Annotated in this window: 9 protein-coding genes; 7 read left to right on the forward strand and 2 right to left on the reverse strand. The window is 72.3% G+C overall.

The window, feature by feature from the left end:
• Positions 1-37: 37 nt before the first annotated feature.
• Positions 38-679 carry a hypothetical protein gene (locus tag AB0C28_RS07510; protein ID WP_357841830.1) on the reverse strand — a complete coding sequence of 214 codons (642 nt, stop codon included), beginning with the start codon at positions 677-679 and terminating at the stop codon, positions 38-40.
• 126 nt (positions 680-805) lie between these two features.
• Positions 806-3,589, reverse strand: coding sequence for a pullulanase-type alpha-1,6-glucosidase (gene pulA / locus AB0C28_RS07515; RefSeq protein ID WP_358073593.1), 2,784 nt, complete (start codon positions 3,587-3,589; stop codon positions 806-808).
• 180 nt (positions 3,590-3,769) lie between these two features.
• On the opposite strand from pulA, the gene AB0C28_RS07520 reads away from it, so the two are divergent.
• The 7 genes from AB0C28_RS07520 to AB0C28_RS07550 all read left to right on the forward strand — a co-directional run bounded on the left by AB0C28_RS07520 (position 3,770) and on the right by AB0C28_RS07550 (position 16,423).
• Positions 3,770-5,062, forward strand: a complete 1,293-nt coding sequence (locus tag AB0C28_RS07520; protein ID WP_358073388.1) for an extracellular solute-binding protein — start codon at positions 3,770-3,772, stop codon at positions 5,060-5,062.
• A 3-nt stretch (positions 5,063-5,065) separates the two neighbouring features.
• Complete coding sequence (locus tag AB0C28_RS07525; RefSeq protein ID WP_357841837.1) at positions 5,066-6,055, forward strand: sugar ABC transporter permease; 990 nt, start codon at positions 5,066-5,068, stop codon at positions 6,053-6,055.
• Positions 6,049-6,927: a carbohydrate ABC transporter permease gene (locus AB0C28_RS07530; protein WP_357841840.1), complete on the forward strand. Its 879-nt coding sequence runs from the start codon at positions 6,049-6,051 to the stop codon at positions 6,925-6,927. The genes AB0C28_RS07525 and AB0C28_RS07530 overlap by 7 nt, the downstream gene beginning before the upstream one ends.
• A 64-nt stretch (positions 6,928-6,991) precedes the next feature.
• The gene (locus AB0C28_RS07535) at positions 6,992-9,316 is read left to right on the forward strand and encodes a hypothetical protein (RefSeq protein WP_358073389.1); all 2,325 of its coding nucleotides are present in this window, start codon (positions 6,992-6,994) and stop codon (positions 9,314-9,316) included.
• Positions 9,317-9,403: 87 nt separating this feature from the next.
• Positions 9,404-11,539, forward strand: coding sequence for a hypothetical protein (locus AB0C28_RS07540; protein ID WP_358073390.1), 2,136 nt, complete (start codon positions 9,404-9,406; stop codon positions 11,537-11,539).
• A 111-nt stretch (positions 11,540-11,650) separates the two neighbouring features.
• On the forward strand, positions 11,651-15,055 hold the full coding sequence (locus AB0C28_RS07545; RefSeq protein ID WP_358073391.1) for a phosphodiester glycosidase family protein: 3,405 nt from the start codon (positions 11,651-11,653) through the stop codon (positions 15,053-15,055).
• Positions 15,056-15,271: 216 nt separating this feature from the next.
• Positions 15,272-16,423 carry an amidohydrolase family protein gene (locus tag AB0C28_RS07550; protein ID WP_358073392.1) on the forward strand — a complete coding sequence of 384 codons (1,152 nt, stop codon included), beginning with the start codon at positions 15,272-15,274 and terminating at the stop codon, positions 16,421-16,423.
• Positions 16,424-16,505: the final 82 nt, after the last annotated feature.

Consider the following 16,505-nt stretch of genomic DNA (forward strand, 5'->3'; position numbering starts at 1 on the left):
TCATACGGGCCGGGCGTCAGGCCGGCCGGGCGTCGGGTCAGACCGTCGCCGGGGTGGCGGGGGCGGTGGTGGTCTGTTCGGTGCGGATCAAGGCGTCGCACTCGGCGATCGTCTCCTCCAGCAGCGTACGCAGCAGCGCGTCCGGATCGGGGATGCACGCCTGTACGATCCCCACCACGGCCAGCTGCACCGCGTTCGGGGCCGCGTACCTGCGGAAGCCCTTCTCCGTGATCCGCGCGGCCCTGCTGAAGCGCCGGGCCTGCTCAGCCGCGTGCGGGACCTCCTCCATGGCCCGCCTGCTGCGCTCGCTCAGCCGTCCTGGCGGTGCGCCGTCGAGCCTGGCCAGCATCTCCTCGGCCGCCAGCACCGACACCGCCAGCGCGAGCTGGCGTTCGGCCGCCGCGACCGGCAGGGCCGTGGTGGCGCAGCGCAGCGCGATGTGCGCGTCCACGCGCAGGTCGTCGCTGTTCAGGCCGATGATGGACGGGACTAGATGGACGAGCTTGGCCCGGCTCTCGTCGCCGGTGTTGTCGTTGACCAGGCGGGCGAGCGCGGCCAGCAACGGATGGGTGCAGGCCGGATGGTCGCTCCACCGCTCACCGGCCAGGTAGGAGGCCAGCTCCATGAAGCAGGCGCCGCGCTTCGGATTGCGATGCCTGCCGCGGGAAAGAACCGGCATGTGATCAAGGTGATTGTCCACGGGTGCTCCACTGCTCCACGCGATCGCCGTTTTTACAGTCTGCGCCGTCGTGCCGCGCAATGCCAGTGATGTCCTGAACGTTCCCACTACCCCGCCGGATCACACTCAGGCACTCACGAACACCGCGACCGTCCGCCCGGGAACCGTCACCGTGCCGGTGGCGGGATCGAACACCGACTCCCGCACCACGGGGTCGTCAGAGGCGGCCTGCACGGGATGCAGCGCCACCTCCCGCCCCGCGACCTGCGGCAACGGCTGCTCCTGGGCCGACGGGGTGGCGTTGAAGACGACCGTGACCGACGCCCAGCGCGGATCGAGCCCTGAGGTGTCCACGTGCATGGCGATCACCCCCTCCGCCGAGCCGGGGAACGTCAGCCGCCGCCGCACCTCCTCCGCCGACCCCAGCGCGAACGCCGGCGACGACGCCCTGATCCGCAGCAGCTCGCCGAACCGGGCTCGGGCGGCGGCGATGTCGGCGCAGCCGGGGCGCAGCGAAGGGTCGGCCAGCAGCGGCCTGGCATAGGGCCAGGCGGCCTCGTTGGCGGCCCGGGGCGGCAGGCCCGCGCCGAAGCCGTTGCCTTGCTCGCAGTCCCACAGCAGCCGGTTGAACCAGTCGCCCGAGTCGTAGGAGTCGCGGTCGAACGACTTCGAGCGCAACCGCTCGGAGCCCGCGTGCACGAACGCCGCCCCCTGCGACAGCAGTACCGTGGCCAGCGACAGCACCTGCATGCGCACCCGGTCGGCCATCGGCGTCGCCTGCGGCAGCTTGTACGCCAGCGCGTCGAACAGGGTCTCGTTGTCGTGCGCGTCCACGTACGTCACCGCCTCCCCCGGCGCGGCGGTGTACCCGGCGGGCGAGCCGTGGTAGCCGACCTCCGAGCCCGACGGCAGCAGGTGACCGGCCAGGTTGCCGGTCAGCCCCACCCTGATCAGGTCGGCGTAGTACGCCAGCCGCGCCCGCCGCTCGCCCGGCGTGCCGTTGGCCGGGGCGCCGTTGGGGTCGCCGGCCAGCCCGGAGCCGAACCCCTGCACGCGCGGGTCGGAGTCGAAGGGGCCGCCGCCGCGCACCGCGTCCCGCAGCCGGTCGGTGAACGTGCCGATCCCGGTCCCGGCCAGGTTGCCCTGCGTGGCCTGCTCGAACCTGGCGCCGCCGGCCACCTCGCCGAAGTCCCAGCCCTCGCCGTACAGGAGGATCGACCTGCCGTCGACGCCGTCCTTCGCGAGCGTCAGCGCGTCGAGCGCGCGGCGGACGGCGAGCAGGTTCGCCTTCGGATGGTGGCCCATGAGGTCGAAACGGAAGCCGTCGATCTTGTACCGCGTGGCCCACGTGACGATCGAGTCCACCACGAGCCGGCCCATCATGGCGTGCTCGGGAGCGGTGTTCGCGCAGCAGGTGGAGGTGGCCACGGCGCCGTCGTCCAGCAGGCGGTGGTAGTAGCCGGGCACGATCGGGTCGAGCACGCCGGTGGAGTGGGCGTGGTTGTAGACCACGTCCATGACCACGCGCAGCCCGGCCCGGTTGAGCCCGGCGACCATGGCGCGCAGCTCCCTGGTTCGCTCGTCCGGGTCCGTCGCGTACGAGCCCTCGGGCACCGTGTGGTGCAGCGGGTCGTACCCCCAGTTGAAGGAGTCCTCGGCGGCCGTGCGCGCGACGCACTCCTGCTGCGCCTCGGAGTCGGGCGGCAGCGCGGCGAGGTCGCAGGCGGGCTCGGTCCTGTCCTCCTTGCGCTCGGGGACGGTGGCGAAGTCGAACACGGGCAGCAGCTGCACGTGCGTCAGCCCGTCGCGGGCCAGCGCGCGCAGCTCCCGCATCCCGGCGCTCTCCTGGCAGCGGTCGTCGGCGAAGGCCGCGTACGTGCCGCGCAGGTCGGGCGGCACGGTGGCGTCGGAGGCGGAGAAGTCGCGTACGTGCAGCTCGTAGATCGAGGCCCGGTGCTGCGGGACCGGGGGCGGTTTGACCAGCTCGTCCCAGCCGGGCGGCTTGAGTGCGGCGGCGTCCAGGTCCACCAGGCGGCTGCGCCCGCCGTCCGGGGTGACCGCGAGCCCGTACGGGTCGGTGACCTCGTTCGTCACGACCGCACCGGCCTCGGGGGAGTACGCGGTGACCAGGTAGGTGTACTCGCGGCCGAGCCACGACGGCGGCCCCTGCACCGACCACACGCCGCTCTCGTCGTCGCGCCGCATCGGATGCACGCCGCCCGGCCCCGGTCCGTGCAGCGCCAGCTCGACCTTCCGCGCGGTCGGCGCCCACACGGCCAGCCTCGTGCCAATGCCTTCGGACGAGCCGCCGGACGAGCCGAGCGATGGGCCGAGTGGTTCGGTCTGGGCGCGGGTGGCGTACAGGTCGTCGAGCACACCCGGGATCTGCACGCCGGTCGCGGCCATCAGCGCGCCCGAGCCGTCCCGGCAGCCGGCCACGACCTGCCCGCGCAGCGCCTCGCGGACCAGCTCCGCGTCCCCGGGATGCACCGTGAACGCACGAAGGGCGGCCAGGTGCGGCCACGCGCGCCGCTGCTGCTCGCTCAGCGCGCCGGGCAGCAGCCGGATCAGCCCTTGCACGCCGCGCAGGTCGCCGTCCCGGCAGGTGATGCCGCCGTTAGCGCTGAAGGCCAGGAAGTGGCGCGCCGCCGGCCCGGCCCGCCAGGCCACAGTGCCGCGGTCGATCCAGTGGGCCCTGGCCTCGCCGCCGGGTGACTCGCGGATGTCGTGCTTCAGGATCTTCGCCCCGCTCTCGTGATTCCCGTCCGCCTTCGCGCATCCCGTTCGTGGATCCCGTTCGTGCGTTTCCGTTCGTGCGTTCCCGTTCGTGATTCCCGTCAGGGCGGCGGCGACGCGGTACGACGCGGTGTTCCCCGGCCGGGTCCGCCCGCTCGCGGACTCGTCCGGAATGTTGCCGGGAGATTACGGAGCGTCTACGATCTTTGCAACGCTTTCTGGAAATTTCAGAAACCAAAGGGCTCACTCTGGTAACTACTTGCAGAAACCTTGCGCCGCCATCTACCGGCGAGCGTTCCGTCGGCGTAACCTCCGGCTTACTCCGACCTCCGACAGAGCTGTGAGGAGAAGGACATGCGACGACTTTTACCGTCAGCGGCGGCCGTCGCCGCGGTGACTCTGGTGCTGGCCGCCTGTGGCGGCGGCGGTGGCGAGAGCGCCGCCGCTCCCGCCGCGTCGGTCTCCGACCCGTCGAAGGTCAGCGGCGAAGTGACGTGGTGGGACACGACGCGCCCGGACAGTGAGGGACCGACCTTCCAGGCGTTGATCAAGGAGTTCCAGGCCAAGTACCCGCAGGTCAAGGTCAACTATGTGAACGTGCCGTCGGACCAGGCGCAGAACCAGTTCCAGACGGCCGCCCAGGCCGGGACCGGCGCCCCCGACGTGATCCGGTCCGAGGTGGCCTGGACCTCGCAGTTCGCCTCGCTGGGCTATCTGCAGCCGCTGGACGGCAGCCGGGCTGTGGACAAGCCCGAGGACTTCCTGCCCGGCCCGCTCAGCAGCACCAAGTTCGGCGGCAAGACGTACGCGGTGCCGCAGGTGACCGACACGCTGGCGCTCATCTACAACAAGCGGCTGCTGAAGGAGGCCGGCCACGAGGAGGCCCCCAAGACGATCGCCGAGCTCAAGCAGACCGCGCTCGACGTCAAGGCCAAGACCGACGCCGAGGGCCTCGCGCTCAACGTCGACTCCTACTTCCTGCTGCCCTTCATGTACGGCGAGGGCGGCGACCTGCTCGACGTCGCCAACAAGAAGATCGTGGTCAACTCCCCGGCGAACGTGAAGGCCATGGAGACCGTCGCCGACCTGATCAGCTCGGGCGCGGCCCCCAAGCCCGCCACCACCGAGAGCTACGCCAACGCGATGACGGCCCTGAAAGAGGGCAAGGCGGCGATGATCTACAACGGTCCGTGGGCGCTGTCGGAGATCTACCAGGGCAAGGAGTTCAAGGACAAGGCGAACCTGGGCATCGCGCCGGTCCCGGCCGGCTCGATGAAGGCCGCGGCCCCCACGGGCGGCTGGAACCTGGCCATCTACGCCGGCTCGAAGAACATCCCGGCGGCGTACGAGTTCGTCCGCTTCATGACCACGGCGGAGGCCCAGGCGAAGATCGCCAAGGAGATCAGCCTGCTGCCGACCAGGACCTCCGCCTACGACAACCCCGACGTCCAGGGCAACGCGGACGTCTCGGTGTTCAAGCCGATCATGGACACGGCCGTGCCGCGCCCGTGGATCCCCGAGGGCGGCCAGCTCTTCCAGCCGCTGCTTGAGGGCTATCAGTCGCTCGTCGGTGGCAAGTCCGCGCCGGCGGACATGCTCAAGCAGGTCGACGAGCAGTACCGCGGGATCATGAAGGACTGGAGCTGACCCGTGGCGGTGTCGACCGGACAGGTGAAGGCCGCGGGCGGCGCCGCCCGCGGCCGTCGCCGCGACAGTCCAGGACGGCTGCGGCGCTCGATCGCCACCCACTGGTACGCGTGGGCGATGATCGCTCCCGTGCTGATCGTGATGGCGGTGCTGATCGGCTGGCCACTCGCGCGGGGCCTCTACCTGTCGCTGACGGACGCGACCGAGGCGAACATCGGCCGCACCATCGGCGTCAACGTCATCCCGGCCACCTATGAGTTCGTCGGCCTGGACAACTACCTGCAGATCCTGACCAGCAGCGTCTTCTGGGACAAGCTGCTGTGGACCGTCGTCTGGACCGCGGCCTGCGTCGCTCTGCACTACGGCATCGGCCTGGGCCTGGCCGTCATGCTCAACCGCAAGCTGCGCTTCCGCTCCCTCTACCGGGTGCTGCTGATCCTGCCGTGGGCGGTGCCCGCGTTCGTGGCCGCGTTCATCTGGCGCTACCTCTACAACAGCGACTACGGCGTCATCAACGGCTTCCTCAAGCTGGCCGGGCTGAGCGGGGTCGGCTGGCTGGACGACCCGACCACGGCGAAGATCGCGGTGATCGCGGTCAACGTGTGGATCGGGGTGCCGTTCATGATGGTCGCCCTGCTCGGCGGCCTGCAGTCGATCCCCGCCGAGCTGTACGAGGCCGCCGAGGTGGACGGCGCGGGCCCCTGGCAGCGGTTCAGGGCGATCACGCTGCCCGGCCTGCGTCAGGTGTCCACCACGGTGGTGCTGCTCGGCACCATCTGGACGTTCAACATGTTCCCCATCATCTTCCTCGTCACCCGGGGCGGGCCCGGCAGCGAGACCGAGATCCTCGTCACCTACGCCTTCCGCGAGGCGTTCACCGGCATCCGCAACTACTCCGGGTCGGCGGCCTGGGGTGTGATCATCCTGGCCATGCTGGTCGTCCTGGCCGTCGGCTACCGGCGTACCCTGCGCAGTCAAGGAGACCCATGGTGAGCACCACGAGCAGACCGCGCGGGAGCACCACGACCAGGCCGCGTGGCGAGCGCGGCCCGCTGGCCTCCGCCGGGCTGCACGCCGGCCTGCTGCTCGCGGTGGCGATCTCCCTGTTCCCGGTCGTCTGGCTCGTGCTGACCTCGCTCAAGCCGCGCGACAGTTGGCTGTCGGCCGAGCTGCAGCTGTTCAACAACTCCTCGCTGGACAACTACGTCCGCGTGCTGACCGCCACCGAGTTCCCTCAGTGGCTGCTGAACAGCGTGCTGACCGCCGGGCTGACGATGGTGCTCGGCGTGTTCCTGGCGGCGACCACCGGGTACGCGGTCAGCCGGTTCCGCTTCCCCGGCCACCGCTCGGTGATGTGGCTGCTGCTGATCACCCAGATGTTCCCCGTGGCCATCCTCATCGTCCCGCTGTACAACCTGATGGCCGGACTCGGCCTGCTCAACCAGATCCCCGGCCTGGTGATCGCCTACATGACGATCGCGGTGCCGTTCTGCGCCTGGATGATGAAGAGCTATTTCGACACCGTCCCGATAGAGATCGACCAGGCCGGCATGGTCGACGGGCTGACCCCGTTCGGCGTCTTCTGGCGGGTGGTGCTGCCGCTGGCCCGGCCCGGCATCGCGGTCACCGCGTTCTACTGCTTCATGACCGCTTGGGGCGAGGTCGGCTACGCCACCGTGTTCATGTCGCAGGAGGACAAGCGCACGCTCGGCGTCGGGCTGCAGCAGTTCATCGGCCAGCACTGGTCCGACTGGGGGCTGATGACGGCCTCTGCCGTGCTCATCGCCATCCCGGCCGGGGCGGTCTTCCTGCTGGTGCAGCGCCATCTGATCACCGGGCTCACCGCGGGGGCGACGAAGTCGTAGCCGTCATCGTAAAGTAATTGGTCAATCACTTTACGTGACCGTGAGTAGACGGAATCATGGCCATGTGGATGGATTCATCGACCAGACCTGTGGGGGCGTGACCGAACTACGGGTGCACGGCGTCTCCGGCACGCCCCCGGCCGGCATACTCAACCATCCCCACCCCCGCCTCGTCGCGGGCGACGGCACCACCGGGTTCTACCGGCGCTGGTGGCCGGGCGGGCGGCCGACCGGCGAGCACCCCGACGTGCCGGGCGTCCGCCACCGGGAGGCCTACGCCTGGGGCAACCTCACCTCGGGCGGCAGGACGATCGCGCTGTGGCTGCTCCTGCTGCCGTTCTCGCTGGCGAACCTGTCCTACTTCATGCTCCCCAGGCCCGCCGGCGGGAAGCGGCTGCGGCACGCCACCGAGGGGGCGCAGCGGCTGTTCGCCCTGCTGCTCACCGGCACCCTCGTCGGGGCCGTCACCCGGGCCGCGGTGGACCTCGTCGGCTGGCAGTGCACCGCCGCCGGGCGCGCCTGCACCCTCGCCACGGCGCCCGGCTGGATCGGCTGGCTCGGCACGCTGTGGGGTGCGGAGCCGTCCAAGCGGCTGGCGGTCGCCGCGCTCGTGCCGCTGCTGCTCGTCGTCCTGCTGTGGTGGATCGCCCGCCGCACCTGGCGCCGCGACGAGAACACCCCCGCACCGCCCGGCGCGCACGAGCCCTCGTCGGGTGAATCGTCTGACGTGCTGCTGGCCAGGCCGCGGTTGTGGCGGGGCGGCGCGCCGGTGTGGCGGCTGCGGGTGGTGCACGTGGCCTTCTCGCTCGCCTCCATCGGGGTGGCGGTGTCGGCGCCCTTCGTGGAGACGTTCCCCGGGCTAGCGCTGACGGTGGCCAACGCGGGCGTGCAACTGGCCGCCGCCGTGCTGGCCGTGCTGCCGTGGACCGCCAGGCGGGTGGACCCGCGCTCGGGGCGGCGGGCGCCGCGCTGGCTCACGCCGTCCGTCCGCCGGCTGCGGGTGACGGCGCCGCTGGTGTTCCTGGCCACGCTGGGGGCCGCCCTGGTGGGGCTGCCGGCGAGTTCCGCGGGGACGACGCTGTGGCGCCTGCCCGGCGTCGGCATTGGAACGTTCCAGTACGCGCTCACGCTCGCGCTCGGCCTGTTCATCCTGGTCTCCACGTGCCTGCTCGCCCGCCTGGACCGTCAGACCCGCCGCCCCGCCCCTGACGGGCCCGCCACGTCCGGTGACTCGGCCGCGCCCGCCGAGCCGGAGGGGCGGGAGGACGTGCCGGGGGAGCGGCCGGCCATGGGCGGGGTGGGTGCCTGGATCGTGCTGATGATCGCCGCAGGCGGCGCGAACGTGCTCGCGCTCGGCGTGCTGTTCTGCACGGCCGCGTTCTTCGGCGACCCCGCCATGACCGGCGGCCCGCGCCCGCCCGGCCGGCGGCTGTTCCTCGACGACCCCGTCTGGTGGACGGCCGCCCTGGTGCCGCTGATGGTCCTCGGGCTGGCCGCGGTGACCGTGGTGCTGTGGCTGATCCGGCGGGCCGAGGCCAGGCGGCTGGCGCCGGAGCTCAAGCCGTACTACCTCGAACGCGACGACGCCGAGGCCGTCGCGCGCACGTGGGCGCTGGCCTCGCTCACCGACCGCGCCGGCCTCGTGATGGGCGTGCTCACCGGCATCGGGGTCGCCGGATCCGCCGCCGTGGTCACGATCCACCAGCTACGGCTGTTCACCCCGGACGGCGGCCTCGCCGGACGGGCCGCCTCGTTCGGCGGCTGGGCCCTGGTGGCGCTCATCTCCGGGCTCGCGCTGCTCGGCCGCCGCACGTACCGCGACCCGCGTCTGCGCCGGACGGTCGGCGTGCTGTGGGACGTCGCCACGTTCTGGCCCCGCGCCATCCACCCGCTCGCGCCGCCCTGCTACACCGAGCGGGTCGTGCCCGAGCTGACGGCCAGGATCGGCACGCTCGCCGCCACGGAACGGGACCAGGTCGTGCTGTCGGGGCACAGCCAGGGCAGCGTGATCGCCGCCGCCGTGGTCCTGCAGCTCGATCCCGCGCTGCGCGGGCGCGTGCGGATGCTCACGCACGGCTCGCCGCTGCGCCGTCTCTACGCGCCCTTCTTCCCCGCCTACTTCGGCGAGCCTGGACCGAGGGCCGTACGCGAGGCCGTGACCTGGTGCAACCTGTACCGGCTGAGCGACCCGATCGGCGGAGCCGTCTTCCGCCGGGTCGATCCGCTCGCCGGCGGGCAGCGGGACGCGGTGGACCGGTTCTGCTGGGATCCGCCGCGTCCGGGACCCGGCGAGCCGCTGCCCGAGACGCGGTGGCACTCGGACTACTGGCTCGAACCCTCCTATGGCGAAGCCTTGAATCATCTGGTCACCGTCAAACCCGCCGCGTGAGCGCACCGGACCGATAGGGTGGCCCGCGTTCCGAGTCGATCAGCCAGGTCCGGATGGGGGCTAACGGTGAGGTGGGTGCTGTTATTGGTGCTGTTTTCCCCGTTGTGGTGGTCGGCTCCGGCCGCCGCCGTCGCGGAGGGGAACACGCCCGCGCGGGAGGTGCCCGCGAGGCAGGCCGATGCCGGGGGACGGGTGGCCTTCATCGGGGTGCCGGGACTGCTGTGGGACGACATCGACGCGCGTGACACACCGCGCCTGTGGGAGCTGGCCGGGCAGAGCGCGCTCGGATCCCTGTCGGTCAAGGCCGTCGGCACCGTGACGTGCCCGTACGACGGGTGGCTCAGTGTGTCGGCGGGCGTGCGCTCGGCCGTCGGACACCGCTGCGGGCTGCCGCCCGAGCCGGTCGTCCAGGGCCAGGGCGCCCTCGTGCGCGAGGTCCCCGAGCTGCACGCCCTGCGTGACGGCGTCTTCGCGGGCACGCTCGGCTCCGCCGTGCACGCGGCGGGCAAGTGCACCGCCGCCGTGGGCAGGGGTGCCGCGCTGGTGCTCGCCGACCGGGAGGGCAAGGTCGACCTGTACGCCGCCGACCCGGCCGGCCTGGCCGACTGGTCGCGCTGCCAGGTGCTGGCCGTGGATGTGCCCGCGCTCATCGAGCCGTACCTGCGTGACGACCGGCTGCCGCAGGAGCCCGACGCCATCGCGCCCGAGCAGCGGCGCGAGCTGGCTCGCCGGGCCGACGCCCAGGTGGGCGCGGCACTCGACCGGCTGCCCGCCGGCACCGAGATCGTGCTGGCCGGCGTCGGCGACCACGGCTCCGTGCCGCACCTGCGGGTGACCATGTGGAAGCGCGCGGGCACGGAAGCGGTCTCCGGCGTGGCGGGCCCCGCCGTCGGGGCGAACTCCACCCGGCGCGGCGACATCGTCGTGCTGCCCGACATCACGCCCACCATCCTGAACGCCGCCGGCGTCGCGGTGCCGGACACCGTGCTCGGCGTGCCGTGGCGGCTCGGCGCGCCCACCACCCCTGCCGACCTGGCCAGGGACGACATGGCCGGGGTGACCGTACGCGGCATGACGGGCATCTTCTTCACCGCCTTCGCCACCGTCACCGTCGCCTTCTACGCGCTGGCCTACTTCCTGCTCACCCGGCGCAGGCGGCACGGCCTGATCGGCGCCGCCGCCATCGTGCTGGCCGCCATGCCGGTCTCCACGTACGCGGTCAACCTGCTGCCGTGGGACCGCAGCCCGTACGTGGTGGTGACCCTGGTCGGCGGCGTGCTGGGAGCCACGGCGCTGATCGCCGCCGTGGCGCTGCTCGGCCCGTGGCGGCGCGACCCGCTCGGGCCGCCCGCGACGGTGGCCGCGATCACCGCCGCGGTGCTCGTGTTCGACCTGCTGACCGGGACGACGCTGCAGTTCAACAGCCTCATGGGCTACACCGCCGTGGTCGGCGGGCGCTACTACGGCCTGGCCAACATCCCGTTCGCGCTGCTGTCCACCGCCGTGCTCATGGGCACCGCCATCGCCGCCCAGTACCTCGTGCGGGCCGGCCACATGCGGGCCGCCGTCGGCGGGGTGGTCACGCTGGGCGTGGTCGCGATGCTGCTGGCGGGCTGGCCGGGCGTGGGCAGCGACTTCGGCGGCGTGATCGCGTTCGTGCCGGGCATCGCCGTCACCGCGCTGCTCATCGCGGGCCGGAAGGTGTCGGTGCTGAAGCTGGCCGGGTTCTGCGTGCTGGGCGGGGTGGCGGTCTCGATCATCGCCGTGCTCGACTTCCTGCGGCCGCCCGCCGCGCAGACGCACCTGGGCCGGTTCGTCGGGCAGGTGATCGACGGGACGTTCCTGCCGATGATCGCGCGCAAGCTGGGCGCGATGCTGAACACCCTGCTCTCGCCCAACCTCATGCCGATCGTGCTGGCGGGGCTGGCGTTCCTGATCTTCGCGATCATGCGGCCGGGCAAGATCAGCGCGGGCGTGGTGCCCAGGGCGTTCGCCAAGTGGCCGATGTTGCGGGCCGGGCTGGTCGGCGCGCTGGTCAGCGGCGTCGTGGGCATGCTGGTCAACGACTCGGGCACGGCCGTGCTGTCGATGGTGGTGGCCCTGGCCGTGCCGCTGGTGCTGCACGCGGGCGTGCGCACCCCGGACGAGGAGGGCGGACAGGAGGTCGTCGTCCCGGTGGAGGAGCCGGGGCGCCGCGACGACGTCCTCGCCGGCGAGGTCTGAGCGCTGGTACGGGCCGGGGTGAGGCGTCCCCGGCCCGTACAAGATCTGAAATTTTCTTTTAGTTCATGCTGAAGCCTTGAAAGTTATAACCGCGAGCGATTGAGTTCGGTCGTGCAGACCCTCCGATTGCTGGCCGCCGCCGCGCTCGTGTTAGGCCCCATGGCCCTCGTCGCGCCCGCACAGGCCGAACCCGCTCCCCCCGCAGAGGACGCGCTCGACGCGTCGTCCTACCCGGCGCCCTCCACGCTCCTCGCCCGGGCCGCCGCCGACCAGGCGCGGCTGGTGACGGACAAGAGGACCCGTCCGGTCGCGCCGGGCATCTCGCTCACCTCGTTCGACACCTACGACGCGCTCGGCTGGCTGCGCGCGGACGCCGTCACCGCCGAGCTCGGCGGCAAGCCGGGCGTCAAGGCCGACTACGTGTTCTCCGGCGAGGTGAGCAAGACCGAGCCGCTGTCCGGGCCGGCCAAGCGCTCGCGCGCCGTGGCCGCCGTCAACGGCGACTTCTTCGACATCAACAACTCCGGCGCCGCGCAGGGCATCGGCGTGCAGAACGGCGCGCTCATCCAGTCGCCGGTGGCCGGGCACGAGAACGCGGTGGCCGTCGGCGGCGACGGCGTCGGCCGCGTGCTGAAGATGTACTTCGAGGGCAGCGCCACCCCCTCCGGCGGCGCGCCGATCGCGCTCACCCAGTTCAACCAGATCGTGCAGAGCGGCGGCGTGGGGCTGTTCACGCCCCTGTGGGGCTCCTACAACCGGGCCCGCGCCGTCGAGGGCGCCACGTCCGTCGCCGAGGTCGTGCTGGTGGACGGCGTCGTCACCGAGGTACGCGACTCCGCCGGCACCGGGGCCATCCCCGCAGGGACCACGATCCTGCTCGGCCGCGACGCCGGGGCCGCCGCGCTGTCCGCGCTGAAGGCCGGCGACCGGGTCGACGTGCGCTACCGGCCCAAGCCGTCGGCCGGCGGCGAGGTCAAGGCCGCCGTGGGCGGCAACTGGGTGCTGGTCAAGGACGGAGTCGTGCAGAACTCCACCGACCAGGCCGCGCACCCGCGTACCGCCGTCGGGTTCTCCGCCGACGGCAGGAAGATGTACCTGCTGACCGTGGACGGCCGCCAGGCCGACAGCCGCGGCGTCACGCTGAACGAGCTGGCCGCGATGATGGCCGACCTCGGCGCCGCGAACGCGCTCAACCTCGACGGCGGCGGCTCCTCCACCATGCTGGCCCGCGAGCCGGGATCGGCCGACGTCCAGGTGGAGAACAGCCCCTCCGACGGCGGCGAGCGGCACGTCCCCAACGGCCTGGCGCTCTACGCGCCGGCGGGCAGCGGCAAGCTCAAGGGCTTCTGGCTGGAGACCGCGAGCGACCCGGCCAGGGCGCCCGGCGTCGGGCCGGTCGCGGGCGGGCGTCCCGACCGCGTCTTCCCCGGCCTCACCAGGCGGCTGCGCGCCGCCGGCTACGACGAGACGTACGGCCCCGCCGCCGGCACCCCGTCCTGGCGTTCGAACCCGGCCGTGCACGGCGTCGTGCGCGAGGGCAGGTTCCACGCCCTCGTGCCCGGCCAGACCACCGTCACCGCCGCGCGCGGCGGCGCCAAGGGCAGCATCGACCTGACCGTGCTGCAGCCGCTGGAGCGGCTCGGCGCCACCGCCGACCGGCTCGGCATCGCCGGCCAGGGGGAGACGGCCACGTTCGGCGTGGTCGGCTACGACCGCAACGGCAACTCCGCGCCCATCGAGCCCGCCGACCTCACACTCGACTACGACAAGAACGTGTTCGAGGTGACGGCCGCCGAGCAGGGCTACTTCACCGTGAAGGCCAAGGGCGCCACCGGCTCCGGGCTGATCACCGCCAAGGTCGGCAAGATGACCACGGCGGTGCCGGTGACGGTCGGGTTCGAGGACAAGCCGGTCGCCGACTTCGAGGACGCGGCCTCGTGGACGTTCGCCGCCGCCCGCGCCACCGGCAACCTGTCGGCCGCGCCGGGTCAGAGCGGTGGCGGGCTCAAGCTCTCCTACGACTTCTCCACCTCCACCGCCACCCGCGCCGCCTACGCCAGCCCGCCGCAGCAGATCGTGGTGGACGGGCAGCCGCAGGGATTCGGGCTGTGGATCAACTCCACCGGCAAGGGGGAGTGGCCGAGCCTGGAGTTCTACGACGGGCTCGGGCAGTCGCAGATCCTGCGCGGGCCGTACATGACGTGGACCGGCTGGAAGTTCGTCGAGTTCACCGTGCCGCCCGGCGTCACCTACCCGCTCAAGCTGCGCCGCTTCTACGTGGCCGAGACCAAGGCCGACGTGGCCTACACCAACGAGATCCTCATCGACGGCCTGGTGGCCAAGGTGCCGCCGTCGGTCGAGGCCCCGGCCGCGCCCAAGGTGGCCGACCCGGTGGTCGAGGCCGAGGTGGCGACGATGCCGTGGCGGTTCGCGGTCATGTCGGACGCCCAGTTCGTGGCCAGGGATCCGGACAGCGACCTCGTCAAGAACGCGCGCCGCACGCTGCGCGAGATCAAGGCGGCCAAGCCGGACTTCCTGCTGATCAACGGTGACCTGGTGGACGAGGCGTCGCCCGAGGACTTCGCGCTGGCGAAGCGGATCCTCGACGAAGAGCTCGGCGGAACGGTGAAATATCACTACATCCCGGGCAACCATGAGGTCATGGGCGGCAAGATCGACAACTTCCAGGCCGTCTTCGGCGACACGTACGGGACCTTCGACCACAAGGGCACCCGCTTCATCACCCTGGACACCTCCCGCCTCAACCTCAGGGGCGGCGGCTACGACCAGGTGGCCCTGCTGCGTGCCCAGCTCGACCAGGCGGCCGAGGACGCCTCGATCGGGTCGGTCACCGTCCTGTTCCACGTGCCGCCGCGCGACCCGACGCCCGGCAAGGGCAGCCAGCTCGGCGACCGCAAGGAGGCCGCGCTGGTCGAGGGCTGGCTGGCCGACTTCCAGCGCACCACCGGCAAGGGGGCGGCGTTCATCGGGGCGCACGTGGGCACCTTCCACGCCTCCCACGTGGACGCGGTGCCGTACTTCATCAACGGCAACTCCGGCAAGAACCCCGCCACCGCGCCCGACGACGGCGGGTTCACCGGCTGGTCGCTGTGGGGCGTGGACCCGGTGACCAGGGCCGAGGCCGAGCACGTCAAGCGCAACTGGTTCGCCGACGCGCCCGACTGGATCGGCACGCAGGTCCGCCCGCACGTGGACGAGCTCACGCTCACCGTCCCCGCCACGGTCGCGGTCGGCAAGCCCGCCGCGGTGACGGCCTCGCTCGCGCAGGGCACGAGGACGGTGCCGGCCGCGTACCCGGTGTCGGCCGCCTGGTCCGGCTCGCCGAGCCTGCACGTCGGCTCGCGCAAGACGGCCAAGCCCTGGCACGTGGCGGTGCTCGACCCGGACACGGGCACACTGACGGCACTGCGCGCCGGCCGGGTGACGGTGGCCGTCACGGTCAGCGGCGTCACCCGGCAGGCGACCGTGACGACGACCGCCAAGGCCGCCGCCTGAGCGCCGCCCGGTCTGCCTGACCCCCGCCCGGCTCCTGTCCGACCTCGCCGGACTCGGACAGGGGCTCGGGCGGGCCCGCACTTCCGGGCCCCATGGGACGGTCGCCGTCCCGTGGGGCCCTTCGTGCGTGCCGGGCCCGTGGGTGTGCGGGGGGCGGGTCGCGGGCAGGGGGCGAGGGTACGGGGTCGTGCGACCGCAGACGGGAGGGAGGCGCAGATGTCCGCTGAGCTCGATCTCGTGCCGGCCGCGCTCACCCAGGCCGTCGACGAGCTGCCCCTGGTGGACCACCACGTGCACGGGGCGACCGCGCACGACCTGTCGCGCACGGCGTTCGAGGAGCTGATCAACGAGTCCGACCGCCCGGTGCCGCACTGGATGACCCAGTTCGACTCCCAGCTCGGATTCGCCGTCCTGCGCCACTGCGCGCCCGTGCTCGGGCTCGATCCCTTCTGCACGCCGGAGGAGTACCTGGCCCGGCGCGCCAGGCTCGGGGCGGCCGAGGTCAACCGGCGGCTGCTCGGCGCCAGCGGGATCAGGCACTTCCTGGTCGAGACCGGCTACCGCGGCGACGAACTGCTCGGGCCCTCGGGGATGGCGGAGGCGAGCGGGGCGCCCGCCGACGAGGTGGTGCGGCTGGAACAGGTGGCCGAGCAGGTGGCCGCGACCGGGTGCACGGCGGACGCGTTCGCGGACCGGTTCGGGCGGGCCCTGGACGAACGCGCCCGTACGGCGCGCGGGCTCAAGAGCATCGCCGCCTACCGGTGCGGGCTCGACTTCGACCCCGCACCGCCCTCGCCGGTCGAGGTGGCCGAGGCCGCGGGGCGGTGGCTGTCGGGTGGCGGGCGGCTGAGCGATCCGGTGCTGGTGCGGCACCTGATCTGGGCCGGGCTGGAGCAGGGGCTGCCGCTGCAGTTCCACATCGGCTACGGCGATCCCGACGTGGACCTGCGGCGGGCCGACCCGCTGCTGCTGCGCGGGCTGATCGAACTGGCCGAGCCCACCGGGGTGCCCCTGGTGCTGCTGCACTGCTATCCGTACCAGCGGCACGCGGGGTTTCTGGCGCAGGCGTACCCGAACGTGTTCTTCGACGTCGGGCTCGGGGTGAGCTACACGGGGGCGCGCAGTGTGGCGCTGGTGGCGGAGAGCCTGGAGGTGGCGCCGTTCGCGAAGATCCTCTTCTCCTCCGACGCCTTCGGGCCCGCCGAGCTGCACCACCTGGGGGCGCTGCTGTGGCGGCGGGCGATGACGCGGGTGCTGGGCGGGTTCGTCGCGGACGGCGAGTGGTCGCTGGCGCAGGCGCTGCGGGTGGCCGGGATGGTGGGGTCGTCGAACGCGCGCCGTGTCTACGGGCTGGGATCCGGGGGATGAGAGAGGCGTTCGTGGGCCGGTGATTTTCGAGCGGGGGCAGTAAGTGAGTGCGAACGGCCGGAGGGCTGATTCGAGGGCTGAT

It is taken from the genome of Nonomuraea sp. NPDC048892, from assembly GCF_040649735.1.
In the GTDB taxonomy this organism is placed as follows: domain Bacteria; phylum Actinomycetota; class Actinomycetes; order Streptosporangiales; family Streptosporangiaceae; genus Nonomuraea; species Nonomuraea maheshkhaliensis.

Excerpts from the sequence above, each read along its gene's own strand:
- AB0C28_RS07510 (WP_357841830.1), bottom strand. The coding sequence starts at position 679 with ATGCCGGTTCTTTCCCGCGGCAGGCATCGCAATCCGAAGCGCGGCGCC.
- AB0C28_RS07520 (WP_358073388.1), top strand. The coding sequence starts at position 3,770 with ATGCGACGACTTTTACCGTCAGCGGCGGCCGTCGCCGCGGTGACTCTG.
- AB0C28_RS07530 (WP_357841840.1), top strand. The coding sequence starts at position 6,049 with ATGGTGAGCACCACGAGCAGACCGCGCGGGAGCACCACGACCAGGCCG.
- AB0C28_RS07550 (WP_358073392.1), top strand. The coding sequence starts at position 15,272 with ATGTCCGCTGAGCTCGATCTCGTGCCGGCCGCGCTCACCCAGGCCGTC.